The 26,534-nt window shown below is 64.3% G+C and carries 24 protein-coding genes and 1 riboswitch; of the genes, 16 read left to right on the top strand and 8 right to left on the bottom strand.

Annotated elements, in window-relative coordinates:
• Positions 1-79: 79 nt before the first annotated feature.
• Positions 80-1,444, bottom strand: a complete 1,365-nt coding sequence (guaD, locus tag DQG17_RS08080) for a guanine deaminase (protein ID WP_116132190.1) — start codon at positions 1,442-1,444, stop codon at positions 80-82.
• A gap of 147 nt (positions 1,445-1,591) precedes the next feature.
• Between guaD and mgtE the strand changes: the two genes are divergently transcribed.
• From mgtE to DQG17_RS08035, 9 genes are all read left to right on the top strand, one after another.
• Entirely contained in the window at positions 1,592-2,980 is a 1,389-nt protein-coding gene (gene mgtE, locus DQG17_RS08075; protein WP_116132189.1) for a magnesium transporter, read from the top strand.
• Positions 2,977-3,564 (top strand): 5-formyltetrahydrofolate cyclo-ligase, encoded by a 588-nt coding sequence (locus DQG17_RS08070; protein WP_116132188.1) that lies wholly within the window; start codon positions 2,977-2,979, stop codon positions 3,562-3,564. The genes mgtE and DQG17_RS08070 overlap by 4 nt, the downstream gene beginning before the upstream one ends.
• A gap of 221 nt (positions 3,565-3,785) precedes the next feature.
• Positions 3,786-4,607 carry a TIGR00282 family metallophosphoesterase gene (locus DQG17_RS08065; RefSeq protein ID WP_116132187.1) on the top strand — a complete coding sequence of 274 codons (822 nt, stop codon included), beginning with the start codon at positions 3,786-3,788 and terminating at the stop codon, positions 4,605-4,607.
• A 157-nt stretch (positions 4,608-4,764) separates the two neighbouring features.
• Positions 4,765-6,543, top strand: coding sequence for an SLC13 family permease (locus DQG17_RS08060; RefSeq protein WP_116132186.1), 1,779 nt, complete (start codon positions 4,765-4,767; stop codon positions 6,541-6,543).
• Between the two features lie 96 nt (positions 6,544-6,639).
• Positions 6,640-7,728, top strand: a complete 1,089-nt coding sequence (locus DQG17_RS08055; RefSeq protein ID WP_116132185.1) for a L,D-transpeptidase — start codon at positions 6,640-6,642, stop codon at positions 7,726-7,728.
• Between the two features lie 118 nt (positions 7,729-7,846).
• A complete protein-coding gene (locus tag DQG17_RS08050; RefSeq protein ID WP_116132184.1) occupies positions 7,847-8,587 on the top strand; it encodes a YebC/PmpR family DNA-binding transcriptional regulator in 741 nt (246 codons plus the stop codon).
• A gap of 94 nt (positions 8,588-8,681) precedes the next feature.
• Complete coding sequence (locus tag DQG17_RS08045) at positions 8,682-9,287, top strand: LysE/ArgO family amino acid transporter (RefSeq protein ID WP_116132183.1); 606 nt, start codon at positions 8,682-8,684, stop codon at positions 9,285-9,287.
• Positions 9,288-9,446: 159 nt separating this feature from the next.
• The gene (locus DQG17_RS08040; RefSeq protein WP_116132182.1) at positions 9,447-11,057 is read left to right on the top strand and encodes a glucan biosynthesis protein; all 1,611 of its coding nucleotides are present in this window, start codon (positions 9,447-9,449) and stop codon (positions 11,055-11,057) included.
• Positions 11,058-11,162: 105 nt separating this feature from the next.
• Positions 11,163-12,065, top strand: coding sequence for a DMT family transporter (locus DQG17_RS08035; RefSeq protein WP_232829361.1), 903 nt, complete (start codon positions 11,163-11,165; stop codon positions 12,063-12,065).
• A gap of 43 nt (positions 12,066-12,108) precedes the next feature.
• Here DQG17_RS08035 and DQG17_RS08030 read toward each other — a convergent pair whose 3' ends face one another.
• Both DQG17_RS08030 and DQG17_RS08025 read right to left on the bottom strand, forming a co-directional pair.
• A complete protein-coding gene (locus DQG17_RS08030) occupies positions 12,109-12,549 on the bottom strand; it encodes a DUF1178 family protein (protein ID WP_116132180.1) in 441 nt (146 codons plus the stop codon).
• A gap of 50 nt (positions 12,550-12,599) precedes the next feature.
• On the bottom strand, positions 12,600-13,043 hold the full coding sequence (locus DQG17_RS08025) for an NUDIX hydrolase (protein ID WP_116132179.1): 444 nt from the start codon (positions 13,041-13,043) through the stop codon (positions 12,600-12,602).
• 297 nt (positions 13,044-13,340) lie between these two features.
• On the opposite strand from DQG17_RS08025, the gene DQG17_RS08020 reads away from it, so the two are divergent.
• Both DQG17_RS08020 and DQG17_RS08015 read left to right on the top strand, forming a co-directional pair.
• Positions 13,341-14,495 (top strand): acetoin utilization protein AcuC, encoded by a 1,155-nt coding sequence (locus DQG17_RS08020; protein ID WP_232829360.1) that lies wholly within the window; start codon positions 13,341-13,343, stop codon positions 14,493-14,495.
• 201 nt (positions 14,496-14,696) lie between these two features.
• The gene (locus tag DQG17_RS08015) at positions 14,697-15,773 is read left to right on the top strand and encodes a DUF2235 domain-containing protein (protein ID WP_116132177.1); all 1,077 of its coding nucleotides are present in this window, start codon (positions 14,697-14,699) and stop codon (positions 15,771-15,773) included.
• Between the two features lie 73 nt (positions 15,774-15,846).
• On the opposite strand, the gene DQG17_RS08010 is transcribed toward DQG17_RS08015, so the two are convergent.
• Both DQG17_RS08010 and metF read right to left on the bottom strand, forming a co-directional pair.
• Complete coding sequence (locus DQG17_RS08010; RefSeq protein WP_116132176.1) at positions 15,847-16,176, bottom strand: antifreeze protein; 330 nt, start codon at positions 16,174-16,176, stop codon at positions 15,847-15,849.
• A 173-nt stretch (positions 16,177-16,349) separates the two neighbouring features.
• Entirely contained in the window at positions 16,350-17,231 is an 882-nt protein-coding gene (gene metF, locus DQG17_RS08005) for a methylenetetrahydrofolate reductase [NAD(P)H] (RefSeq protein WP_116132175.1), read from the bottom strand.
• A 91-nt stretch (positions 17,232-17,322) separates the two neighbouring features.
• On the opposite strand from metF, the gene DQG17_RS08000 reads away from it, so the two are divergent.
• Positions 17,323-18,228, top strand: coding sequence for a LysR family transcriptional regulator (locus DQG17_RS08000; protein ID WP_116132174.1), 906 nt, complete (start codon positions 17,323-17,325; stop codon positions 18,226-18,228).
• A gap of 11 nt (positions 18,229-18,239) precedes the next feature.
• Here the strand turns inward: DQG17_RS08000 and DQG17_RS07995 are convergent, their stop codons facing one another.
• Entirely contained in the window at positions 18,240-19,583 is a 1,344-nt protein-coding gene (locus tag DQG17_RS07995; protein WP_198666050.1) for a glycosyl hydrolase 108 family protein, read from the bottom strand.
• 232 nt (positions 19,584-19,815) lie between these two features.
• Here DQG17_RS07995 and DQG17_RS07990 point away from each other — a divergent pair, with 232 nt between their 5' ends.
• Complete coding sequence (locus DQG17_RS07990) at positions 19,816-20,607, top strand: inositol monophosphatase family protein (protein ID WP_116132172.1); 792 nt, start codon at positions 19,816-19,818, stop codon at positions 20,605-20,607.
• Positions 20,608-20,817: 210 nt separating this feature from the next.
• On the opposite strand, the gene DQG17_RS07985 is transcribed toward DQG17_RS07990, so the two are convergent.
• Both DQG17_RS07985 and DQG17_RS07980 read right to left on the bottom strand, forming a co-directional pair.
• The gene (locus DQG17_RS07985) at positions 20,818-21,276 is read right to left on the bottom strand and encodes an NUDIX hydrolase (protein WP_116132171.1); all 459 of its coding nucleotides are present in this window, start codon (positions 21,274-21,276) and stop codon (positions 20,818-20,820) included.
• 31 nt (positions 21,277-21,307) lie between these two features.
• Positions 21,308-21,442: riboswitch (TPP riboswitch) on the bottom strand.
• Positions 21,443-22,552: 1,110 nt separating this feature from the next.
• Positions 22,553-22,810 carry a pyocin activator PrtN family protein gene (locus tag DQG17_RS07980; RefSeq protein ID WP_116132170.1) on the bottom strand — a complete coding sequence of 86 codons (258 nt, stop codon included), beginning with the start codon at positions 22,808-22,810 and terminating at the stop codon, positions 22,553-22,555.
• A gap of 281 nt (positions 22,811-23,091) precedes the next feature.
• On the opposite strand from DQG17_RS07980, the gene DQG17_RS07975 reads away from it, so the two are divergent.
• The 3 genes from DQG17_RS07975 (at position 23,092) to DQG17_RS07970 (ending at position 26,353) form a co-directional block, all read left to right on the top strand.
• Positions 23,092-24,288: a DUF932 domain-containing protein gene (locus tag DQG17_RS07975; protein ID WP_116132169.1), complete on the top strand. Its 1,197-nt coding sequence runs from the start codon at positions 23,092-23,094 to the stop codon at positions 24,286-24,288.
• A 314-nt stretch (positions 24,289-24,602) separates the two neighbouring features.
• Positions 24,603-25,520 carry a hypothetical protein gene (locus tag DQG17_RS21640; protein WP_157973552.1) on the top strand — a complete coding sequence of 306 codons (918 nt, stop codon included), beginning with the start codon at positions 24,603-24,605 and terminating at the stop codon, positions 25,518-25,520.
• A complete protein-coding gene (locus DQG17_RS07970; RefSeq protein ID WP_116132168.1) occupies positions 25,517-26,353 on the top strand; it encodes an Lrp/AsnC family transcriptional regulator in 837 nt (278 codons plus the stop codon). The genes DQG17_RS21640 and DQG17_RS07970 overlap by 4 nt, the downstream gene beginning before the upstream one ends.
• Positions 26,354-26,534 lie beyond the last annotated feature (181 nt).

Here is a 26,534-nt window from a genome sequence, read left to right as displayed (position 1 = left end):
CTTGGCGAAACTACCTCGGGGGAGTCGTGGGCCAGGCCCACGACGGGGGCAGCGCCCCCTGCGCCGGTCAGATCCGACGCTATCCGTCGAGCCCGAGACTCCGCGCCAGGATCGGCGCCATGCTGCGGCTGTGGAGCCCCTCGGGCCGCGGCAACAGCCGTCGCCCGGCCACATAGACCGCCTGCACCGCCCGGTCGTCGCCCATCATGATGGTCGGAAAAACCGCCTCCCAGATCGTTTCGGCGCGGGCGTGACGCTGCAGGATCGCGGGGGTCGAGGCGAGATCGAGCACCAGGATATCGGCGTCCGAGCCGACGCCCAGCGTGCCGATCCGGTCCTGCATCCGCATGGCGCGCGCCGATCCCTCGGTCGCCAGCCACAGAAGTTGCGCAGGATGCAGCGCGGTGCCGCTGAGCTGGCCGATCTCATAGGCCGAGGCCATGGTGTGCAGCATCGAAAACGACGAGCCGCCGCCGGTGTCGGTGGCAAGCCCGACGGTCTGGCCCTCGGCCATGGCGCGGGCGGTGTCGAACAGCCCCGAGCCGATGAAGGTGTTCGAGGTCGGGCAATGGATCAGCGCCGCCGAATGCTCGCGCAGCTGCGCGCGCTCGCGCTCGGTGAGCCAGATCGCATGTCCGAACATGGCGCCGGGCCCAAGCAGCCCGTGCGCCTCGTAGGTGTCGAGATAGTCGCGATGCTCGGGGTGCAGGTCGGCGACCCAGGCCACCTCGTCGGTCTGCTCGGACAGATGGGTTTGCATCGGACACTCCGGATGCTCGGCCCAGAGCGCCCCGAGCGCGGCAAGCTGCTCGGGCGTCGAGGTCGGCGAGAACCGCGGCGTCACCGCATAGACCGCGCGGCCGCGGCCATGCCACCGTTCCAGCAGCGCCTTGCTGTCGTCATAGGCCGATTGCGGCGTGTCGCGCAGTCCCTCCGGGGCATTGCGGTCCATGCAGGTCTTGCCGGCGACAACCGCCATGCCGCGCGCCTCGGCCGCGGCAAAGATCGCATCGACCGATCCCGGATGGATGGTGCAAAAGCTCGCGACCGAGGTTGTGCCATGGGCCAGCAGCAGGTCAAGATAGCTTTCCGCGATCTCCTGGGCATGGGCGGGGTCGCCGAACCGCGCCTCCTCGGGGAAGACATAGCTGTTCAGCCAGTCGATCAGCCGCTTGCCCCACGAGGCGATGACGGCGGTCTGGGGATAATGGGCGTGGGCATCGACGAATCCGGGCAGGATCAGCCCCTCGCCATGGTCCTCGATCCGCGCCCGGGGGTATTCCGCGCGCAGGGACTCGGCCGCGCCGACCGCGGCGATCTTGCCGTCCCGGATCAGCACCGCGCCACGGCGTTCGTGGCGGGCCGCGTCCTCGGGCGGGCAGTCGAACGGGTTCGCCGCAAAGTCCAGCACCTGTCCGAGCAGAAGAATGTCTGTGTCGCTCATGGCGGCAAGCCTAGGCGGCCGGGCAGGCCATCGCAACGGGCAAGCACGGGTTGTTCGGGCAGGCGCGCCGCCGCAACCGGCATCGTCCGGTTGCGCGGGCGGATGTGCAGCCTATGTTGTGTCCAACGCTAACGGAAAGGGCAGGAATTGGCCGAGGACACAGTCGAGACGCAGGCACGCAGCGACGAATCCTATACGCTGAAGCCCGAGACCGTTCAGCAGATTCTGCTGGCGATCAATGCCGGCGACGAGGCAAAGCTTGGCCGGCTGCTCGACCAACTCCACCCCGCCGACGTCGCCGACCTCATGGAGCAGCTGGGCGACAAGACCCGCGCCCTGCTGGTCAGGTTCTGGGGCAGCGAGATCGGCGGCGAGATCCTGTCGGAACTCGACGAAGGCGTCCGCCAGGAGGTGATCGAGGCGCTGCCGACCGAGGTGCTGAGCGAGGCGGTGCTCGACCTCGATTCGGACGACGTGGTCGATCTGGTCGAGACGCTGGAGGGCGAGCGCAAGGAAGCGGTGCTCGATGCCCTGCCGGCGCGCGAAAGGCTGGCGGTCGAGCAGGCGCTGAGCTGGCCCGAATACTCCGCCGGCCGGCTGATGCAGCGCGAGGTGATCTGGGCGCCCGAACACTGGACGGTCGGGCGCACCATCGACCATCTGCGCCAGGAAAGCGCGACGCTGCCCGAACAATTCTATCACGTCATCCTGGTTGACCCAAAGATGCGGCCCGCGGGCTATGTCACCGCCGGCAAGCTGCTGTCGATGCCGCGCGCAACCCCGTTGAAGCAGGTCACCGAACATTCGTTCCGCACCGTGCCGGTCGATCTCGACGAGGGCGAAGTCGCCTATATCTTCAACCAGTATCACATGATCTCGCTGCCCGTGGTCGATGCCGACGACCGGCTTGTCGGCGTCATCACCATCGACGACGCCATGGCGGTCCTCGAGGACGAGAACGAGGCCGATATCCTGCGACTGGCCGGTGTGGCCGAGGACAGCAGCCTGAGCGACACCGCGATGGAGACCGCCAAGCTGCGCATCCCCTGGCTCGCCGTGAACCTTGGCACGGCAATCCTGGCCTCGCTGGTGATCTCGCTGTTCGAAGGGGTGATCTCCGAGGTGGTGGCGCTGGCCGTGCTGATGCCGATCGTCGCCTCGATGGGCGGCAATGCCGGAACCCAGTCGCTGACCGTCGCGGTGCGCGCGATGGCCACCAAGGACCTGACCGGATCGAACGTCTGGCGGGTGGTGCGGCGTGAGTTGCTGGTGGGCCTGCTGAACGGGCTGGTCTTTGCACTGGTGATGGGGGCGGTGGCGATGATGTGGTTCGATTCGGACCAGATCGCCTATGTCATCGCCATCGCGATGGTCGTGAACCTGTCGGTGGCGGCTCTGGCGGGGATCCTGGTGCCGGTGACGATGGAGCGCTTCGGGGTCGATCCCGCCCTCGCCTCGGGCACATTCGTGACCACGGTGACGGATGTGGTGGGCTTCTTCGCCTTTCTCGGCCTCGCCTCGGCGGTGCTGACGTGACCGGGCGGGTCCTTGTTGCGGCCGACAAGGCAGCGCTGCGCCGGGCCGGGCAGGCGCGCCGCGCGCTGGCGCATGATCGCCACCACAGGGCGGCGTCGGCGGCGCTGACGGCGTTTCTGGCCGGGCTTTCGGGGCGGATCGTTGCCGGCTACCTGCCGATCCGCAGCGAGGCCGACCCGCTGCCGGCGATGCGGGCGCTGGCCGGTGCGAACCGCATCGCCGTGCCGGTGATCGAGGGCAGGGGGCGGCCGCTGATGTTTCACGAATGGACGCCCGATGCGCCGCTGCAGCCAGGTCCCTTCGGGGTGCAGGTGCCGGTGTCGGGCCAGCTCGTGACGCCCGAGATCGTGATCGTGCCGCTGATCGCCTTCGACGGCCGGTGCCATCGTCTGGGGTATGGCGGCGGATATTATGACAGGACGATTGCCGCCCTGCGGCGCGGTGGCACGACGGTCGCCCTGGGCTTCGGCTATGCCGAGCAGGAGGTCGCAGCGCTTCCCGACGAGCCGACCGACCAGAGCCTCGACCTCGTGGTGACAGAAGCCGGGGTCGTTGGGGCAGGAAGGCTTCCCCTCGGCGACTGACGCAGGCTGCGCCTGCCTGACAGCCACCCTTGGGGCCGGGCGCGCCTGCGGCGCGCGGTTGCGCGCAAGGCCCCGGGGACAACGGCCTGAAGGAGTGGCCTAGGCCGGGCTGTCGTTGGGGGCCGGCACGGCGGCACCGTCGGCGGTTTTCCGGGCGTCTTGCCGGGCCAGGCGTTTCAGGCGGGCTTGTCCGTCGCGCCGAACCCGCCTAGGAATTTTGAATGAAAATACTTTTCCTTGGCGATGTGGTGGGCCGGACCGGGCGCACCGCGGTGGCGGCGCGGCTGCCGCAGATGCGGCGTGACTGGAAGCTCGATTTCGTGGTGGTGAACGGCGAGAACGCGACCGGGGGCATGGGCCTTTCCGGCGCCCACGCCACAGAGATCCTGGCGGCGGGCGCCGATTGCATCACGCTTGGCGATCATTCCTTTGACCAGAAGGACATGCTGCAGGCGATCGGCGGCGAACCCCGCATCCTGCGCCCGCTGAACTATGCCAAGGAAGCGCCCGGGCGCGGCGCGGCGGTGTTCACGCTGAGCGACGGGCGCAAGGTGCTGGTGGCGCAGGTGCTGGGACAGGTGTTCATGAAGCGACCCTTTGCCGACCCGTTCTCGGCCGTGGATCAGGTGCTTGCCGCCCATCCTCGCGGCGGCATGGTGCAAGCCAGCCTGATCGATGTTCACTGCGAGGCGACCAGCGAGAAGATGGGGATGGGGCATTTCTGCGACGGACGGGCCAGCATCGTCGTCGGCACCCACACCCATGTTCCGACCGGGGACGCCCAGATCCTGCCGCGCGGCACGGCCTTTCAGGCCGACGCCGGGATGTGCGGCGATTATGACAGCGTGATCGGCATGGAAAAGGTCGAGCCGCTGCGCCGGTTCGTGACCGGCATGGCCAAGGGCCGGTTCACGCCAGCCACCGGCGAGGCCTCGGTGTCTGGCCTTTATGTCGAAACCGACGATGCCACCGGTGCTGCGACCCGGGTCGTCATGGTCCGTCAGGGCGGGCGGCTGGAGCCGTCGGGACCGACGACGGTCTGAACCGCTTCTCGGCTGCGTGACCCCTGGGTGCGCGCGGTGTGCGTCCTGCCTGTCAAACTGGCAGGCTGGGGCACCGCGCCGCACTGTGGGCATTCAATTGTTGCGTGGACCTGCGACGGCGCTAAGGATGGCCCCCGCAACAATCGCGGGATAGCGCATGGAATTCCTCAGCCTTGGTCCGTCGGGCGAGGCCTTTCTCGTCCTCGGCATCGTCGCCGCGATGTTCGTATTGTTCGCGCGCGAGGTCTTTCCGGCAGAAGTTGTGGCGATCCTCGGTGTCTCGGTTCTGTTGGCGTCCGGTGCGCTGCCCTATGACAAGGCATTGGCGGTGCTGTCGAACCCGGCCCCCTGGACCATCGCGATGATGTTTCTGGTGATGGGGGCGCTGGTGCGGACGGGCGCGCTCGACAGCTTTACCCAGATCGCGCAGCGCCAGGCCGAACACAAACCGAAGGCGGCGGTCGGCACATTGATCGGCTTTGTCGTGCTGGCCTCTGCCTTCGTGTCGAACACGCCGGTGGTCGTTGTGATGATCCCGGTTGTGGTCCAGATCTCGCGTACTTTGGGAATTTCGGCCTCCAAGCTATTGATACCGCTGTCTTATGCGGCGATCCTTGGGGGCACGCTGACGCTGATCGGAACCTCGACCAACCTGCTTGTCGACGGTGTCGCCCGCGCCAACGGGATGCGCGGCTTCTCGATCTTCGAAGTGACGCCGCTGACCGTCTTCGTGGTTGCCTGGGGCATGGCCTATCTGCGCTTCGTGGCACCGCGGCTTTTGCCCAATCGCGACAGCATGGCGGGCGTGCTGTCGGACAAGACCAAGATGAAGTTCTTCACCGAGGTCGCGATCCCCGAAGGCAGCGGGCTGATCGGGCAGGAGGTGATGACCGTCGATCTGTTCCGGCGCGAGGGCGTGCGGGTGATCGACGTTCTGCGCGGCGATGCCTCGCTGCGGCGCGACCTGAAAAGCGTGGTGCTCGCCGCCGGCGACCGGGTGGTGCTGCGCACCCAGATGAGCGAACTGCTGAGCCTGCAGGAACACAAGGACCTGCGCACCGTCGACAAGCTGAGTTCGGTGCGCACCGAGACGGTCGAGGTGCTGATCTCGCCCGGTGCGCTGATGGTCGGGCGCACCCTGGGGCAGCTGCGTCTGCGCCGCCGCTATGGCGTCTATCCGCTGGCGGTGCACCGCCGGAACCAGAATATCGGCCGCCAGCTTGACGATCTGGTGGTGCGCGTCGGCGATACCCTGCTGCTGGAAGGCGCGCCGGAGGACATCCAGCGGCTTGCGCAGGACATGGGGCTGGTCGACATCTCGCGTCCCTCGGTGCGGGCATTCCGGCGCGGCCGCGCGCCGCTTGCGATTGCGGCGCTGTGCGGCATCGTGATCATGGCCGCCTTCGGGGCCGCACCGATCCTGCTGTTGTCCTTCGTCGCGGTGGCGCTGGTGCTGGTGACCCGCTGCGTCGATGCCGAAGAGGCGTTCTCGTTCGTCGATGGCCGGCTTCTGGCGCTGATCTTCTCGATGCTGGCGGTGGGGGCGGCCCTCGATGCGTCTGGCGCCGTGAAATTGATCGTCGACTGGATTGCCCCGGCGCTGACGGTTCTGCCCCCCGCGCTGGCGCTTTGGGCGATCTACATGCTGACCTCGATCTTGACCGAGCTTGTCACCAACAATGCGGTCGCCGTCGTCGTCACCCCGATCGCCATCGGGCTGGCGCAGGCCATGGGCTACGACCCGCGCCCCTTTGTCATCGCGGTGATGGTCGCGGCCTCGGCCAGCTTTGCCACCCCCATCGGCTATCAGACCAACATGCTGGTGTTCGGGCCCGGCGGCTATCGGTTCAGCGACTTCCTGCGCGTCGGCATTCCGCTCAACCTCAGCATGGGGGTGGTGGTGTCGATCCTGATCCCGCTGATCTGGCCGTTGTAATCGCAGGCCCTGCCGAGACGCTCCGATAGTTGTCAGTGACCCCTGAAACACCGATACTCACGAAAAAGAGAGCATCGGGCAAGGGAGCAGGTTCGGATGTCAGACTCATTTCGGGGCAAGGCGCGGCTGTCACGCCGCACCGCCTTGGCCGGTATGGCAACGGCGGGGCTGTTTGCCGGATTGCCCGGTCGCGCCAATCAGGGCGAAGTGGTCTTCGATGATCAGAACATGCTGCCGGGCGATTACACCTGGCACCCCGACCGCTCGCCCGAGGGCGCGGTGGCCGTGGTCGTCTCGCTGCCAGAGCAACTGGCGCATGTCTATCGCAACGGGGTCCGCATCGGCGTTTCGACGGTTTCGAGCGGCAAGCCGGGACACGAGACGCCAACCGGCGTCTTCACGATCCTGCAAAAGGACAAGAACCACCATTCGACGACCTACAACAACGCTTCGATGCCGAATACCGAACGGCTGACCTGGGACGGTGTGGCGCTGCATGCCGGAGGGCTGCCGGGCTATCCGTCCTCGCATGGCTGCGTGCACCTGCCACTGGAGTTTTCCGCCAAGCTCTTCGAGATCACCCATGTCGGCACGCCGGTGATCATCGCGGGCGCGGCGAGCGACCCCTGGGTGCTGGTGCACCCGGGCGTGGTGCTGGGCGACGTTGCCGAGAAGGAGATGGCCGAGACCGTCAGGGCGCTCGGCGCCAAGTCCCATCCGGCAGACTGGGGCGAGGAAAATGGCTATCCGGTGACGACGGTTCTGGCCACCGGTGCCGACCGGCGCATCGTTCTGATCGAGGACGGCGAAGAGATCCTTGAAGCCGAACTGACCATCGAGGGCTCGCCCACGCTCGGCGAGCACGTGATGATGCTGCGCCATCCCGCACCCGACGACACCACGCTGGTCTGGCATGCGATCACCCACCATCCAGACCCCGCCAACCTGGGAATGCCCGAAGCCGGGATCTTGTCGCGGCTGAAGGCGCCGGGGACATTCAACGACGCACTGCGCCAGAAGATGCATCCGGGGATGACGATGATCATTTCCGATCTGGCAGCCACCCCCGACCGCCGGTCGGGCAGGGACTTCGTGATCATGACCGGCGACAACCTGACCTCGTCGCGGCCGGTGACGCGCGAGGACGCGGTGCCGCCGGTCATGCCGGGCGACGACAGGGGCTGAAACTGCGGGGCTGCCGGGGGACAACGGCACCGGCTCCGGGCGGGATTGCCCCCGACGGGTTGTTTCGCCTATAGACGCAACGATCATCTGCACATCCCGACCTGAACGGAGAAGACCCATGGCCGGCCATTCCAAATGGGCGAACATCCAGCACCGCAAGGGGCGCCAGGACGCCGCCCGCTCGAAACTGTTCTCGAAGCTTTCCAAGGAAATCACTGTCGCCGCCAAGATGGGCGACCCGGACCCGGACAAGAACCCGCGTCTGCGGCTGGCGGTGAAGGAAGCCAAATCGAACTCGGTCCCGAAGGACGTCATCGACCGCGCGATCAAGAAGTCGGCGGCGGGCGAGGGCGATGAATACGAAGAAATCCGCTATGAGGGCTATGGCCCGGGCGGCGTTGCGGTGATCGTCGAGGCGATGACCGACAATCGCAACCGCACCGCGTCGAACGTGCGCTCGACCTTCTCGAAGAACGGCGGCAACCTTGGCGAAACCGGGTCTGTCGCCTTCATGTTCGAACGCAAGGGCGAGATCACCTATCCGGCCTCGGTCGGGGACGAGGACACGGTGATGCTGGCCGCCATCGAGGCGGGGGCGGAGGACGTGGAATCGGATGCGGACGAGCATATCGTCTATTGCGCCGACACCGATCTGAACGAGGTCTCCTCGGCGCTGGAGGCGGTCTTGGGCGAGTCGGATTCGACCAAGCTGATCTGGAAGCCGATGACCACCACCGAACTGGGGCTGGAAGAGGCCCAGAAGCTGATGAAGCTGATCGAGATCCTGGAGGACGACGACGACGTGCAGCGCGTCACCGCCAATCTCGACGTCTCCGACGAGATCGCGGCGCAACTCTGACCGGGCGTTCCCCTCGGTCGATGGCGCGCGGGGCGCGCTGCCATCGACCCTTGGGGCCGGGCGCCGCGGCGCGGCGCGGCTGCGCCTGGGACCGATGACACTTGACGCATTCCTTCGCGGGTTCTTTCTGGGCATCGGCCTGATCGTGGCGATCGGGGCGCAGAATGCCTTTGTCCTGCGGCAGGGATTGCGGCGTGAACATGTGCTGGCCGTCGTTCTGGCCTGTGCGCTGTCGGATGCCGTGCTGATCGCCATCGGGGTCTTCGCGCTTGCCTCCGTCACGCAGGTAATGCCGGCGCTGGTGCCGATGCTGCGCTGGGGCGGGGTGGCGTTTCTGTCCTGCTACGGCGCACTTGCCTTCCGTCGCGCATTCGCGGGCGGCGCAGCGCTCGACCCCGGACAGGGCGTGGCACGGCCGCTTGCCCCGGTGCTGGCGACCTGCCTGGCGCTGACCTGGTTCAACCCGCATGTCTATCTCGACACCGTCCTGCTGGTCGGTTCGGTGGCGACGGGGTTTCCCGGCGCGCGCGGGGCCTTCGCCGCCGGCGCGATGACGGCCTCCTTCGTCTTTTTCTTCGCTCTGGGCTTCGGCGCACGGCTGCTGGAGCCGATCTTTGTCCGGCCGCTGGCCTGGCGCTGGCTCGATGCCGGGATCGGTGTGGTGATGTGGGCGATTGCCTTCGGGCTGGCGATCGGGTGAGGATGACCGGGTCGAGACCCCGGACTGCCCCCTTGCCGCGGCGCGACGGCGATTTTCGGCACCCTTTTGCCGATCCGGGAAAACCGGCAGAGGCACCACTTGCCGCTGCCGTGATAACCCTCATCTAGAATCACGGAAACGTCACCGAAAGAGGATGTCATGCAGGGACCTTGCCACAGCCGCCGCGGTTTTCTGGAGGCCGCGCTGGGATCTGGCGCCTTCTTCCTTCTGCCGCAGATCGCGCGCGCGCAATCGGCCGCGGTTGCAGCCGGCGGCACCGGGCCGGCCGAGCCGTTCTCCTATGGCATCCTGACCGAGATGGCGCGGGCGCTGGCGCGCGAACCCTTTGCGGCGATGCCGGTGCCCGATGCCGCGGTGATCGAGCAGATCGACTATGACCGCCACAATCAGGTCCGCTTCCGCAAGGAGGCGACGCTCTGGGCCGATCAGGGCGACGTCTCGCCGGTGCAGTTCTTCTTTCCCGGCCGTTATTTCCCCGAGCCCGTGCACATTTATACGGTCGAGGACGGACAGGCGCGCGAGGTTCCGTTCTCGCTCGACATGTTCGACATTCCCGCAGGGCACCCGGCACAGGATCTGACCCATACCGAGGGCTTTGCCGGGTTCAAGGTGATGGACCCGAAGACCGGGCTCGACTGGATGGCGGTGCTGGGCGCGTCCTATTGGCGGACGTCGGGCTACAGCGGGCAGTTCGGGATGTCGGTGCGGGGGCTGGCGGTCGACACCGCTATCCCGAACGGGCCCGAGGAGTTTCCGCGTTTCACCCGGTTCTGGCTGGAACCGATGTCCGATGGCGGGATCGTCGCCTATGCGCTGATGGAAAGCCCGCGGGTCACCGGCGCCTACCGGATCGAATCGCACCGCGACAACGGGGTGATTCAGGATGTCGATGCCAAGATCTTCCTGCGCGGCGATATCGAGCGGCTGGGGATCGCGCCTCTGACCTCGATGTTCTGGTTCGGCAAGCACAATGCCGACGTCTCGCCCGACTGGCGGCCCGAGGTGCACGATTCGGACGGGCTCGAGATCCACTCCGGGTCCGGCGAACGGATCTGGCGGCCGCTGAACAACCCGCCGCACACCATGGCCAACGCCTTCATGGCGCCGAACGTCAAGGGGTTCGGCCTGATGCAGCGCGAACGCGATTTCGCCCGCTATCAGGATGACGGCGTGTTCTATGAAAAACGGGCCAGCGTCTGGGTCGAACCTAAGGGCGACTGGGGCGATGGCGCGGTGTCGCTGGTCGAGATCAGCACCGACGACGAGATCTATGACAATATCGTGGCCTCCTGGCAGCCGGCAGCCCCTGCGGTGGCAGGCGCAGAGTTCGATTTTGCCTATCGGCTCTACTGGATGAAGGACGCCCCGGTGGAGCCGGTCGCGGCCCGGTTCCTGGCGGTGCGGATCGGCGAGGGCGGGGTGCCGGGACAGGTGCGCCCCGAGAACGTGGTCAAGGTGGTGTGCGATCTGGAAGGACGCGGACTGGAGGGGCTTGGCCGTGGCGATGGTGTCGAGCTTAACGTCAGTGCCTCGCGCGGGACGGTGACCGACGAGGTCGTCTATCCGATTGCCACGAAGGACACCTGGCGGGCCATGTTCGACCTCGATTTCGCCGACATTCCCGCGGAGGACGACGCCCCGATCGACCTGCGGCTGTTCGTCGAATACGAGGGCGAGGCCAAGACCGAGACCCTGCTGTTGCAGCTGTTCCCGTCGCAATTGCGGCGCATTCTGCAGTCGCACGCCTGATCCGCGGGCAGATGTTCGTTCGGTCGCGACGGCACCGTCGCCGCGGCCGAACGGCACGCCGGCCGGGGATTGCCTCGGCCCATAGGTTTCGGTCATTTGGCGGCCATGACTGAAACCACGCCGTCCGCCATCCCGTCCCCCGGAAACAATCCAATTGCCGGCATCCTCTGGATGGTGCTGACGGGGCTGTGTTTTGTCGCAGTGACCGCCGGCGTCAAACATGTGGGCGGCCGTGTGCCGGCGATCGAGGCCGCCTTCCTGCGCTATCTGTTCGGGTTGGTGTTTCTGATCCCGATGTGGAGCCAGCTTCGCGTCGCGCGGCTCGACCGTCCGATCCTGGGGCTGTTCGTGGTGCGCGGGCTGCTTCAGGCCGTTGCCGTGGGCCTGTGGTTCTTTGCCATGACCCGGATCACCATGGCCGAAGTCACGGCGATGAACTATTTGCAGCCGGTGCTTGTGACCCTTGGGGCAGCGCTGTTTCTGGGCGAGCGGCTGGCGATCCGGCGGATGATGGCAGTGGTGGTCGGCTTGCTGGGCGTCCTGATCATCCTGCGCCCGGGGCTGCGGCCGCTCGGGTCAGGGCATCTGGCGATGCTTGGCACGTCGGTGATGTTTGCCGGATCCTATCTGATCGCCAAGCGGCTGACCGGGCGCGCCTCGCCTGCGGTGATTGTCGCGATGATGTCGCTGGTGGTTACTCTGGCGCTGACGCCGTTTGCGCTCAGCGTCTGGGTGACACCCTCGACAGGGGACCTGATGGCGCTGTTTCTGGTCGCGGCCTTCGCGACCGGCGGGCACTATGCAATGATGCTGTCGTTCCGCGCCGCACCCTTGGCGGTGACCCAGCCGGTGACCTTCCTGCAGCTTGTGTGGTCGGTCGCGCTGGGCGCGATCATGTTCGGCGAACGGGTGGACGGCTGGGTCGTGCTGGGCGGCGGCCTGATCATGGGGGCTGTCAGCTTCATCGCCGTGCGCGAGGCGCGGCTGGCCTCTGCCGCCAGATCCTGACCCACCATGGATTCAGCCGAACACCCCCCGGTCAGAGGCGATGTCAGCTGGTCCTGCGGCTGGTCATGAAGGGCAGCGGCGTGATCGGAACGCCATCCTCGAGCAGGCTGCGGGCCTGCTGCAGATCGGCTTCGCCGCGAATGGCGCGTTCCGGCGCCTCGCCATTGTGCATTTCCCGCGCCATCCGGGCAAAGTCCCCGCCGACATAATCGCTGGTCGCCTCGACATGCCGGCGCAGTTCTGCAAGGGCCCGTTCGACCGGGGAAGAAGGTTCGGACAGCGGATGCTGCGGCGTTGCGGCGGGTTCGGCGGCCGGTTCGCCCGAACGGACAGAGGGCGCCATGATCGCCTTTTCGACGCTTGTGGAGCCACAGACCGCGCAACTCACCATTCCGGCGGCCTTCAGGCTGTCAAAGCCTGCGGCCGAAGCGAACCAACTGTCGAAGCGGTGCTTTTCGGCGCAGATGAGGCTGTACTTGATCATCCCTCAGATCTAGCGATTCGAGGGGCGAATAGAAAGGGGAAGGCTCTGGATCAGCGCCAAAGTCGCGGATCAAATTCGCGCAGGATCTCACGCAACTCCGGCTCGGCAACCTTCTTGGCGGCCTGCCGCGGGGTGAACCAGCTGCGCCGACGCTGCTTGCGTTCGGGGAAATCCTTGGCCAGCGATTTCACCTCCAGCGGAAACACGGTGACGACGCAGGGCAGAACCACGCCTGACGCCTCGTCGAGCTTTGCATAACTGAACAACCCGATGCAGATGTCGTGAATCCGGCCGCGCACGCCGGCCTCTTCCCAGGCCTCGATTGCGGCGGCGCCCGCCGGCGTGGTGTGCGCCATGGGCCAGCCCTTGGGAATGATCCAGCGCCGCTGGGTGCGCGACGTGATCAGCAGAACCTGGGATTTGCCCCGGATCTTGCGAAAACACAGCGCCGCGATCTGCGTCCGTGTCGCCGTCTTGCCGTCCCTGGCGGGCATGGAAATTTTTGTCGATCCTTCAACACTCACTGCTCAACTCGCTTGTCACTATTTTTGGTCTTGCTCCCCCCCTCCGACGCGCGCGCGCATCCAAGGTTGTACACCGGGTATCACCTCGCCGCCGATAAATCCACCCCGCTATAGGCTCAAATGATATATATTTCGCCATTTACGGTGGCCGCCAAAGGCGATGCCGTCGGAGCAAATCGGCAGCAAGGTTGTGTTTCCGCCGGCGGCGGGGATGATCGGGACAATTGGGCATTGAGAGACGCATCGGGAGGTAAGGAGCGGGTGTCTTTGGACGATCACTCGGGGCGGATACCGGTGCCGTCCGCAGCCCCGGCGCGTTTCATCGGCTCGGAAATCTATCGGCGGTCGAGCTTTGGCCGGTCGCATCCGCTGCGGGTGCCGCGGGTATCGACCGTGATCGACCTTGCCCGCGCCCTCGGCTGGCTTGCCCCGCAGCTCTATGTCACCTCACCCCGCGCCAAGCCCGCGGCCCTGACGCACTGGCATCGACACGACTACATCGCGGCCCTGCAGCGGGTGGAGGCAACGCAGCAGGCGAGCGTCGAGGATCGCACACGCTTTGGTCTCGGGACCCATTCGAACCCGGTCCACCCGCAGGTCTATTGCCGCCCGGCAACCGCCGCCGGCGGCTCGCTTCTGGCCGGAGAGCTTCTTGCCGGGGGCGGCGTCGTCTATCATCCGGCCGGCGGCACCCATCACGGAATGCCGGACCGCGCGAATGGCTTTTGCTATCTCAACGATCCGGTGCTGGCGATGCTGTCGCTCAGGCGCATGGGTGTGCGGCGCATCGTCTATGTCGACATCGATGCGCATCACCCCGACGGGGTGGAACTGGCCTTTGCCGGCGATCCCGAGGTCCTGATGATCTCGGTGCATGAGGAGGCGCGCTGGCCCTTCACCGGAACGCTCGGGGAAGATGCGCGAGGGTCTGCCGTGAATCTGCCGGTGCCGCGCGAGTTCAACGACAGCGAGATGGGATATGTCCGCGAGGCGCTGATCCTGCCGCTGGTTGCGGGTTTTGCCCCCGAAGCGATCGTGCTGCAATGCGGGGCCGACGCGGTCGAGGAGGATCCGCTGGCGCGTCTGAGCCTGTCGAACAATGCCCATTGGTCCATCGTCGCGGCGCTGCGTCCGCTGGCGCCGCGGTATCTGGTACTGGGCGGCGGCGGCTACAACCCCTGGTCGGTGGGGCGGCTCTGGACCGGGGTCTGGGGCGTGCTGGCGGGGCAGGAGCTGCCGGACCGGTTGTCGCCCGAGGCCGAGGCGGTCCTGCGTGCGCTGGTCTGGGAGGGGGCCCGGCAAGGTCGGCAGCCGCCGGAGCATTGGTTCACCACCCTGCGCGATGCGCCGCGCGAGGGGCCGGTTCGACCCGAGATCCGCGAACGGGTCGCGCATCTGATGCGGCGGCGCGGTCGTGGCTGACACATTTCGGACGGTCACGAAATCTTTTCCGCTACGTAATACAGATCCTGCAGACAGGTCAGAAACCTTGACCCCCTTGCCATCGGCGGGTCACCTTCTGGCGAGGGGCTCGCGCGGGCTGACTGGAAGGAGATTGCAGAAGGTGCGCTGGCGCCACCGAAAGATCGTCTGGGACACGGCCTCCAACAACAGGAGACCCGGATGAACCGGCAGATGTCGGCGTGGTCGCGCCGGCAGCGGCGCGACCACTTGCGCCGGTTCCGCGCCACACGCGAGAATCGCGGACCCATCACTCATGTGGTCATATTCGACGGCACGTTGTCCTCGATGGCGCAGGGGTGCGAGACGAACGCGGGCCTGACCTATCGGCTGCTGCTCGACGGCGGGCCAAGGGCCGATGTGACGGTGCTCTACGAGCCCGGGATCCAGTGGCCCGACTGGGCGAGCACCCTCGCGGTTGCCGCGGGCCTTGGGCTCAATCACAAGATCCGCCGCGCCTATGGCTACCTCGCCTCGCGTTATCGCCCGGGCGATCGCATCTATCTGTTCGGCTTTTCCCGCGGTGCCTTTGCGGCGCGCTCGCTGGCCGGCGTAATCGGAAAGATGGGCCTGCTGCAGGCCCACAATGCCACCGAACGGTACGTGCTCCAGGCTTATCGCCACTATCAGAGCGCGCCGGACAGCGGGGCCGCCGCGGACTTCAGCTTTGCCTTCTGCCGCCGCGATGTGCCGATCGAGATGATCGGGGTCTGGGACACGGTGAAGGCGCTGGGGCTGCGGCTTCCGGTGCTGTGGCGTCTGACCGAGCCGGTCTTCGCCTTCCACAACCATGCACTCGGCCCGCATGTACGCCACGGCTTTCACGCGCTGGCATTCGATGAGACCCGCGTTGCCTTCGCCCCCGAGATGTGGGTGACGCACGGCGAGCCGCTGTCCCGGGTCGAGCAGCGGTGGTTCCCGGGGGCGCATGGCGACGTCGGCGGACAGCTCGGCGGCTTTGCGGCGGCGCGGCCGCTGTCGAACCTGCCGCTGGTGTGGATGCTGGAAAAGGCCGAGGCCGCGGGCCTGCCATTGCCCGACGGCTGGCGGCAGGAGTTTCCCGCCGACGCCGAGGCGCCTTCGGTCGGCACGATGCGCAGCTGGGGCAAATTGTTTCTGATCCGCAAGCGGCGCATCAAAGGGAACGATCCGTCCGAGACCTTCCACCCTGCGATTCTGGCGCGCAAGGGAGTGGCCGACGCCCTGAGAATGGAAGACGCCGGCTGGCGCCCCGGCTGAGGGGAAATGGATCGCGGCAGACCCCTAAGGCCAGGTCAGGACGGCCCTTCGATGCGTCAGGGACGCGCGGGGATCAGTGTTTGCCCCGGCGCAGCCGCGCGGCGTTGCTTTGGGCCTTGCGCCGCACCGGGTTGATCGCGGCGGCCGCGATCCGCGGTCCGCTCTGGCCCCTGAGTGCCGCGAGACCCGCCTGCTGCACGCCCTTGGCGAAGGCTTCGGGCTTTTCCGCCAGCATCCGCGTCGCTTCGGCGGCACTCATGGTCCCGGTTGCCATCTGCAGCGTGCGGCGCAGGATCACCTCGTTGGCGGCAATCATCATCCGCTGATAGGACAGCGCCGCCTTGAACCAGCCCTGGCTGGCGGCAAGCAGCGGGGCTGTGGCGAAGGGGTTGGAACGGGCCATTGATACTCCGGCTGACTCACGGAACGATCCGGCCATCCTTCGCTCAAGGTAAACATTCGTCAATTCAAATTTGCAATTGTCGAAGAAACCGCGTCCCACCGTGCCAGGAACGCGCCGGTTTCAATCGTTGCGGGGCGCGTTCGGGACGCGACCGCGCCGCGCCGCGGTGCCCCTCAGGCCACCGCTTCCAGCGAGGGGTTCGCAACGATCCCGACAGCCTGACAGATCCTGCGGCTCAGGGTCGGCTTGTTGAGGGTATAGAAGTGCAGGTGGTCCACCCCGCCCTCCATCAGGTTCCGGCAAAGCTGCGCGGCGATCTCGATCGACAGCGCCTCGGCTTCGGCGCCATCTCCTGCATCGTCAAAGGCCGCATCCAGCCAGGCGGGGATCCGGGCGCCGCAGCGCTGCGCAAAGCGCCGGGCGTTCTTCCAGTTCTCGATCGGCAGGATGCCGGGCAGGATCGGCCGGTCGATCCCGGCCGCAGCGCAGGCATCGCGGAACCGGAAAAAGGTATCGGCCTCGAAGAAGAACTGGGTGATCGCCGCATCCGCCCCGGCCTCGAACTTGCGCTTCAGCCAGCGCACGTCGGCCATGTCGTCGTCCGCCTCAGGGTGGGGGTCGGGATAGGCGCCGACCCTGATCGTGAAATCGCCTTCCGATTTCAGCGCCGCGATCAGCTCGCAACTGTCGGCGAAGCCTTCGGGGTGCGGCACGAAACGGGTCTGTCCCTTGGGCGGGTCGCCGCGCAGGGCCACGATGTCGCGCACGCCTTCGGCGGCATAGCCGCGGGCGATTTCAAGCGTGTCCTCGCGCGTCGCGTCCACGCAGGTCAGATGCGCCGCAACCCGCAGCCCGGTGGTGTGATGGATCGCAGACACCGCCTCGTGGGTCAGCTTGCGCGTGGTGCCGCCGGCACCATAGGTAACCGAGACGAACTCGGGGCTCAGGGGGGCGAGCGTCTTGACCGCATCGTAAAGCCTGAACGACGCCTCGACCGAGCGCGGCGGGAAGAATTCGAACGAAACATGCGGCAGGGAGGTGGCAGGCGCGGTCATGGCAATCGGAGTCCAGTTTTAAGGTCGCACCGGGATCGCATATAACGCACCATGAGGCAAATTCACAATTCTCACAAAGGTCATGAGTCCGATGCATATTGAGCTGCGCCATCTCAAGACGATCCGGGCAATCCACGAGGCCGGCGGCCTCGGTCGCGCGGCCGAGATCCTCAACATCACCCAGTCGGCGCTGAGCCATCAGGTGAAGGGGATCGAGGACCAGGTCGGAATGGAGTTGTTTGCACGCCGCTCGAAACCGCTGAAGCTGTCCTCGGCCGGGATCCGGATGCTGCGCGCCGCCGAACGGATCCTGCCCGAGATCGCGGCACTCGAAGACGAATTCCGCGGCCTGCGCGCCGGCAAGACAGGGCGGCTGCACATCGCCATCGAATGCCACGCCTGTTTCGAATGGCTGTTTCCAGTGCTTGAAGAGTTCCGCAAGGCCTGGCCCGACGTCGATGTCGATATCCGTCCCGGGCTTGCCTTCGACGCGCTGCCAGCCTTGTGGAAGGAGGAGGTCGATGTCGTGATCTCCTCGGACCCCGAAGAGATCGACGGCGTCGGTTTCACGCCGCTGTTTGACTATGAACCTGTGTTCGTGGCCGCAGCCAAACATCCACTCGCCGCAAAACCCTTTGTCGAGGCGGCCGATTTTCGCGACGAGGTGCTGATCACCTATCCCGTCGAACGGGCGAAACTCGATGTCTTCTCGCAGCTTCTGATGCCGGCGCGGATCGAGCCGCGGGCGGTGCGGCAGGTCGAACTGACGGCGGTGATCCTGCTGCTCGTTGCGTCGAACCGCGGGGTTGCGGTGCTGCCCGACTGGGTGGTGCGCGAGGTGCGCTATAATTCCGATTACGTCACCCGCCCGCTGACCGAGACCGGGCTGACCCGCAGGCTTTATGCCGCGATCCGCAGCGACGAGGCAGCCAAACCCTTCATGGCGCATTTCCTGCGTCTGGCGCGCACGGTCCCGGTGAGGCTGCAACGCGGCTGAGCGCCGGGATTTCACAGCATCGACTGCGCCCGGGTCAGGGTCTCGGCCGTGCGCCGCGCCCAGCCGCGCCCGAACCTGGGCCAGGTCGAAAGCCCCTTGTAATACTCAAGCCGAAGTTCGCTGTAGCGCTTGATGATAAAGGCCGGGTCGACCGCTTTTGCCGCGGCCACTGTCACCGGGCCGATCATCCCGTCCTGGTTGGCTCCGACCACCTTCTGCAACAGCCGGGCGGCGCGGCCCGGACCGGCGTTCACGCCGAAGTCGAACACCATCAGATCGACGCCATGGGCAAGCTCGTCGCACCGCAGCGCATTCCAGTAGCGGGTGCGATAGATCTCGCGCGCTTCCTCGACGGTCAGGTTGCGCACATCGTCCTTGGTGACCGGCTCTCCCCTGTGGCTGCGCAGCGTGGCAAGCGTGATGCCGAGGTTGGTCGCGCCGCCGGGGTCCTGCGGATCATCGTTAAAGCCGCCCTCGTGGCCGAGGATGATGTCGACGCAGGCGCCGAAGTTCGTTTCGTTGGCGAACTTCGGCTTGTCGGTCGCCTCCGCCACCACGGCCGGTGCCTGAGCCTTGGCGACTTCGGTGGCGACGCTGGTGGCGATCGCGGTGTTCTTGACGACGTTGCGGTCGATCTCGCTGACCGTCTTCTCGATCTGGGTATAGCGGTCGGCCATCTGCGTCTCGCGCTCGCGGCTGGCCCGGACCTGGGTCTCCTGCGAGATCACGTTGGCCATGTCCTTGTTGCGCGAGCCTTGCGAGGACCCGAGCCAGAAGCTGACCACCGTCGCGAAAGACGCCGTCAGTGCGCCGATCACGATGTTGATGATCTGCCACTGCATCTCGTTTCCAGGTGTGGAGGGAATGCTCCAGGTCAACAGGATGATCAGCGTCAGGACGAAACCAAAGACGATGATGCCCGAAACCACCGCCGGGGCCTTGGACAGTGGGTTCCCCGCCGCGGCAAGCGTGGTCATTGTCTGACGTGCGTTGGCCGTGTCTTCCAGCCGCCGTGTCATCTCGGAAAGCTCGCGGTCCCGGTCCTTTGCCTGCGCTTCGAGCTTCTTGGTCAGTGTCTCAAGCTCTTGCTGGCGCTCGTCCCGCTCGGCATCGAGCCGCAGCTTCAGCTCTGCCTGCGCCAGCTTGGCAAGTTCCAGACGCAAGGCATCCGCCTTGGCCGGATCGGCCGCAATCTTCTCGCGGGCCTTGTCCGGGTCGTCCTCTCCCAGAATTGTCTTAACGGCAGAAACGACGGATTGTGTGAAGGGGTTGCTGTCCGGACCGCCCCGTCCTTCGAGCGCAATACGCAGAACATCGGGCATGATCGAACCGGCTATGGCAAGAAACGGATTCATTTTCATGTTCCTGGGTAAATCAATATATCCCCAAGTTAACATAACTTAACGCCATCCCAAAGATCCGTCTGCGTCCCCTCCGCTGGATTTGCAACCCTGCATCCTGGCGTCGCTGGGGCGGGTCAAAGCGCGCGACGGCGGCAACCGGCCGCCGCGGGCGGGAAATGGTTTCGCGCTTGGCATTGCAGGCAGCGCGTCGTATAGCCGCCGCCTGAATGAAGGAGCCGGGGCCATGCAGGGCAGCGCAAATCTCAACGTCATGATCAAGGCCGCCCGCAGGGCTGGCCGGTCGCTCGTGAAGGACTTTCGCGAGGTCGAGAACCTGCAGGTCGGCCTCAAGGGGCCGGGCGATTTCGTGACCAAGGCCGATCTGGCGGCCGAGGCGATCATTCGTGAAGACCTGACCCTGGCCCGCCCGAACTATGGCTGGTACGGCGAGGAAAGCGGCGCGGTCGAGGGCAAGGACCCGACCCGGCGCTGGATCGTCGATCCGCTCGACGGCACCACGAACTATCTGCACGGGCTGCCGCACTGGGCGATTTCGATCGCGCTCGAACACAAGGGCGAGATCATCTCGGGCGTGATCTTCGATGCGGCCAAGGACGAGATGTTCGTGGCCGAGAAGGGCGCCGGCGCCTGGATGAACGACACGAGGATCCGGGTTTCGGGGCGGCGCCAGCTGAGCGAGGCGATCTTTGCCACCGGCATCCCCTGGAACGCCAAGCGCACGCTGCCCGCAGAGCTTCTGGATCTCGGCCGGCTGATGCCGCAATGCGCCGGTGTGCGCCGCTGGGGCGCGGCGGCACTCGATCTCGCCTATGTCGCCGCCGGCCGCTACGAGGGCTATTGGGAGCGCGAGGTCAAGGTCCACGACGTGGCCGCGGGGCTGGTGATCGTGCGCGAGGCGGGCGGTTTTGCAGAATCGCTGCGCGCGGGTGGCGATATCTTCGAGGATGGCTCCATCCTCGCCGGCAACGCCGAGATCTTCACGAAATTTGCCGAGGTCATCCGCGCCCGCGAATGACGGGCTCCTCGCCGGTTGCAATCGCAACGCGTCCGCCGGCAGGACGATTGCAGCGCCATGCCGGCCGCCTGCGCCTGTCGCGTGCCATCGAACGGGCACTGGCGCCTGACTGGCAACGCGATATGCGGCTCGGCGGTTTGCTTGGGCCGGCCCTTGCGGTCCTCCCGCGGCGCGGAGGATCGGTGGCCGCAACGGTCAGGACATTGGCGATCATGATTGTGCCCCTCGCATCAGCGCGGCAGCCTGCGCTGCCACCTCGGCAACGTCGAGGCTGAGTGCCAGATCGGCGGTGGCAAGACCTTCAAGCGCGATCCAACGGGCGTCGAGGGCATCGTCACTGGCGACGGGTTCGCCCGCGGTCCATCGGCACAGCACGGCAACCAGGATAAAGTGGTGGCGAAGCGCGCCCTCGGGTGCGTGGTCGAAGGCGTCCACCGCCGTGACGATGCGCAGGGCCTGCGCCGTCACGCCGGTTTCCTCCGCCAACTCGCGGAGCGCCGCTTCGAACAGGGTCTCGCCGCGTTCGACCTTGCCTCCGGGAAAGCCCCAACGCCCGGCATCGGGCGGATTGGCACGCCGCACCAGGAGCACCCGGCCGTCGCGAATGACAACGGTAATGGTCGCGGCAATCGGGCGGTCGGCCGGACCGGGAGTTTGGGGGATGGGCATTGCGACCTCCTGTGCTGAGGCCGGCAAGGGAGAGAGCACGGCGGTCCTGTCCCTTCGCCGGCATGATCCGGATCAGGTTCAAAGGGTCACTGCGCTGCCTGCGGCCATCGTGACCGCCCCGCCATCAGTATCTCAACCCCTTGTCAGGGCACCCCTCGGTCCGGTCAGCGTATCAGTCCTGGCAACAAACTCAACGCGGCGTATTCTCGGCGCCGTCTGCCGCCACACTGTCCCGCGTTTCCTGACGCGTAACCTCTGCCAATGTGTCAGCGAGGCGCGAGAGGTTCGGCACCCGAAGCAGGCGCAGCTTGATACCGCCTGCGCGCCATCGATTTCGATCTTTGCGAGTTTCATCTTCTTCCGCTTTCTTGCCATTGCGAGCGTGGAAAGGGTCCTGGTAAAGCTGACGCTTTTCCCGGCGACGGATTTTCTGATCCGGGCGCGGCAGGAGCGCCTGTTATTCTCGCCGCAGATCTCTTGAATGTTCGGCTCGACGCTGCGAGAATTATCGTCTTTCTTGTGGCGACCGTTCGACGACGCTTGAGAGTTGCTCTCTGGCGGGGTTCCTTGCGGCACAGGGCGCGGGCATTGGCATCGCGCTTCTGGTTCTCGGTCGGGGTTGCGGGGCAGATGGCAGCATGGGGCCGGGAAAGGCGATGATGTTGGCGGCCACATTCGGGCGTCCTCGGTTGATTGCGGACGGAAGGTTGGTCCGGGTTCAGAAACCCGGAAATCGAGGCGCTCCGACGGCGCGGGAAGGCCTCTCGACCGTGCTTGAGGCCTGTCATGCATGTTGCTGCGCCGTCGCAATCCCGCTCCGGGAACCCGGCAAAACCCGCTGAAATCGAATGATTTCGTAGGCGACAGGCTGACAGTGGATCGATGAATATGGAATTTGAATCAATATCTTGTCAGGCATCGCGTTTGTCGGTTGCGCCCATGATGGATTGGACCGACGGTTCGAAAAGCCTGTGATTTTTCAATTTCTTGAGGTCATGTTGTAACTCGTGTTGTAAATCATGTTGTAAGTCCGTCCCGGTCATGCGCACAAAAAGTAGGCAGAAAATCTGACGGGCCATCGTCTGATGGTTCCATTTTCGAATTTAATTTCAGATGTTTGGGATAGGGCTGGAGAGCTTTTGCCCAGTTTTTCACCTGCGAAGCTTTGGTCAGCTGGATTGGACGGATCGATGCGGTGACAAAATCCTTCGCGAGATCACGTCCAGAGGGTGTTTTTGGGCCACTGAACGGCCCTCATTTGAAGAGCCGCAGGCCGCTATTTGAAGGCGTCCCGCTCGTACAGCGCGACCTCGCGACGCTTGTCGAGATAGGTGGCTAGATCCGAGAGGTGGACGCCCTTCGCGCTCTTCTGGCTGCGCTCCGATCGCACCAAGGGCAGATCGATCTCACCGGAACTGACCTTCCTGAGAAACTTCGGCAAGGTCAGATGGGAAAAGTAGTCTTTGCAGACCGTATCGACCGGCACGACCGCGCGGCCATCATTTTGAGCCATCAGAAGGAAAAGCGTGGTCATCGGTCAGTCTCGGTGGTTTCTCTGCTCCACATCCTGGCCTCAGCCACGTTCTCCATCAATGCGAGCGGGCGGCGGCGTTTGGCGGGATGAGGGACCTTGATCGTGAAAAGGGCTGCAAGCGGCGGCAGAAGGGGGCGAAGAAATAGGACAGAATGCGATCAAATCGGCGGACTTCCTGCGGACGTTCACCGGTTCTCCGAGAGTCAGAGGCGGGCAGGGAGGGCCGTGACGGGTTGAAGGCTGGAGGAGAGGCCTCCGGCGCCCGTCGCGGAGGTTTCCCAATGTACACCGAGATTATCGATGCCGGGCGTGACATGAGCGGCGGCTACAAGGTGGATGTGTCGCGCGGAACGAACGTGGACCGCGTGTCGTCCGAGTGGTTCTCGCGGCCGGATGACGAGCGGTATCTGTCGCTCGACGATCTCTTCGCATCGGTCAAGGGCCGGGCGGATCGGAGCCGGACGCGCACCGTGGAGAGCGCGGCGATCCGGGTCGAGGCGCATCGGGACAACCCGGAGAAGCTGGGACTTGTCCTGCCAGGCGAGGATGAACCGATCGCGCCGACGCATTGGAGCTTTGGCCAGCTCTCGAGCCTCGTCGGCGCGCCTGCAGCTTATCTGCGGCAATTGCCCGCGCCGCTCGCGGGGATCAACCTGCAATACGAGCTGACCAACCACTGGGCCGAGCAGATCAAGACCATGGAGGTCGCGGATGGCTGCACAGAGCTGCGTGCGGTGACCGGCCCTGACTACGGCCGCATCTACGATCACGAACTGGTCTCCGCCGTCCAGCGCATTGCGGGCAACGGCACCGGCGACACGCGCTGGAAGGTGCCGGGCGTACTCGACTGGTCGACGGGTGCCTACAACCGGCGCGTTGACGTTACGAAAGAGACGACGACGCTCTACGCCTCCGACCGCGACGTGTTCCTGTTCCTCGTTGATGACCTGAACCCGATCGAGGCGGGGCTGCTGCCCGACGGCACGCCCGACCTCTATTTCCGGGGGTTCTATTGCTGGAATTCGAAAGTGGGAGCCAAGACGCTCGGCATCGCCAGCTTTTTCCTGCGCGCGGTCTGCCAGAACCGCAACCTCTGGGGCGTCGAGTACTTCCAGGAGATCACCATCCGGCACTCGAAGTACGCCGCGTCGCGCTTCGCCCACGAGGCCGCCCCGGCGCTAAGCCGCTTCGCCGAGTCCTCGCCCGCGCCCTTCATCGACGGCATCCGCGCCGCGCGGGATAAGATCGTCGCACGGACGGACGAGGACCGGCAGGATTTCCTGCGCAAACGCGGCTTCTCGAAGGCAGAAACGGGGCGGATTGTCCAAACGGTGCCGGCCGAGGAAGGCCGCCCGCCCGAGAGCGTGTTCGACTTCGTGCAGGGGATAACCGCGGTCGCCAGGTCGAAGCCGCAGCAGGATGCGCGGTTGGTGATGGAGGGGAAGGCGAAGGCGTTGCTGGCCAGTTATTGGCCTTGATCACTTCACCGCGATCATGTCTCTACACCTTCTTAGGCCAGTTTGAGTTGGCGGCCACGATGCCACGACCGCCAACTCAGTTTGCTCACGTTCCCAAGACGCTCAATATCGATACTATCAACATCGCTAGCGACAGGATCAGCATCGTCCATTCATACGGTGTCATAATCTTTCGCCTTCAACCTTGTTTCACTGTAGGCTAGATCTCGCTGTTGAGGCGTCCGGCATCGAGGCTCTCAGCGTCTGGATTGCAAAGCAACGGTCCGGATATGCTAACGCAGCGTCCGGGGTTCATGCGCGAGGGCTATGAGATCATGGCTAACAATCAGAAGCTTGTATCAGTAAGCCCTATCCGCGCGGCCGAAGCATTCGATAAATGGAAACAGCTTCATGGGCAGATCGAGAACGACGCCGCAAGAGCGTTCTACGATCAAATTGCGTCTCGTACCTTTGGTTCAAAAAGATCAGGCTTGGGTCTGCCGACATCTCGCAAGACTTGGAGTGACTGGCGAACTGGAAAAATAAAGACAACAAAAAGCCTTAGTATTAAAGTGTGTGCAGCCATCCATGAAGTGACAGGCTGTGATCCAACGGAAGATGGCTTGTTCAAGGATCAGACCAGAAATACAACTCAAGCTATCCATTTTCGATCCCTAGCCTTAAAACTCCTCACCAACGCCCCAATTGACGAAATTGAGCGGTACGAGGTGTCGGCAACAAGTATCCATTTTAGGCTGAGCGAAACCATCGAAGTAGATACAGAGATGACTGGTGGCCGAGGAACTGTGAAGTTCACACTTGGCAGAGCAAAAGTTGGATTTCGCGAAGCACGCATTATTCTTAAAACAGATGGACAAGTTGTCCAGTCTCTCTCCAATTTGGTCCCAAGCAGTCCTCCGGAAAACGGCTCGGTTGACGGTGTTTTTCTTCAGGAACTGCCCGGTGAGGAGAAGCAGTGGGTGGTACAGCCGTCAGATGCGGGATACTTGATTGGATTGATCACCAATGCGAGACTTGCAAAGATAGACTGTAGAAAAGGCGCGAGCGTAAAAATATCGATTGGAGCATTTCAGGCCGACATGGATGTGAGTTTCCATCCAGATTTTAGCAATGAGTTGGAGCCGATACAGCAAAGCCACGCTAGGAAGCGCATAATCGCCAAAATGATTCGCGATCGGTTAAAGGCTGGCGATGACTTCATCGAGCTTAGCATTGGTGAGGCAATCGCATGAGGAGAAAGTTAAGTTTCGACGAAGAAAGCTCCAATGCCGTCATTGAGATTGTCAACGGAGATATGACGGACCCAATTGCTGCAGTAGAACGAGTTGGATTAAATCCGCAGGAATTCTTCGAGGGTTTTGATTGGTCTGATATGGATTTTCGGAGGAGCGATTTGTCAAGTGTCTCGTTTCTTGGTGCTATTCTTGACGGTATCTACATTTATGAAGATCAACTTCCAGTTATCCTGGGCACAAATCCAAAGTCAGTAAAGGGCCCGAAGGTATTTAGGCGGCCGACCGCTCTGCGTGCAGAGACTGATGGCATTTCCGAAGAAAGGCCATTGAAGGCGAGGCTAGATCCAATTGACAGGCTAATTCTACAGCTCCTACAAGATGATGGTCGGCGAACAGCGCAAGAAATGTCTGAATCATTGGGTGTTTCGTCATCTTCCGTGGTTCAGAGGGTAAGGCTTCTTGAAGAGCACGGTTTCATAAAGGGTTATTGGGCAGATGTAGATCCGGAGAGAGTTGGCGTTTCATCGATACTCTTTGTAATGCTGGCATTGAAGGACCGATCGGAAAAGGCGCTGTCAGACTTTGAAGCTAGTTGTGCCAAAATAGAGCAAGTCCGTGCTTGCAGCATGCTTAACGGAGAGATCGACTTTCTGTTGAAATGTATGATCTTCGACTTGGAAGATGGTCAAAATCTAATTGATAGGATTTCAAGAATTGACAACGTCATCACCGTTAAGAGTTCTTTGGCAATTGGGATGGGAATTCAAAAGCCGGGTATACCGTTCGACGTATTGGAAGAGGCGCTCGGGCAGCACAAAGCATCAGCGTAAAATCCGAAGCCGAGTGCAGATAGCCGCAACACATCGCGCCGAAAACGCATGTTGGCAAACTCTTATCATTTGTACAATCAAAGCACTTTGGCCCGCAGAGTGAGAGGGGTGCCGGGTTTTCCGTGACGGGTTTGGAGGTCGGGAGAGAGGCTCCCGGCTGGCCTGTCGCGGAGATATCCCG

Origin of the sequence: Tropicimonas sp. IMCC34043 (genome assembly GCF_003390845.1) — a bacterium.
GTDB lineage: Bacteria > Pseudomonadota > Alphaproteobacteria > Rhodobacterales > Rhodobacteraceae > Tropicimonas.
The sequence above is the reverse complement of the archived record's forward strand: the minus strand, read 5'-3'. Positions and strand labels throughout refer to the sequence as shown.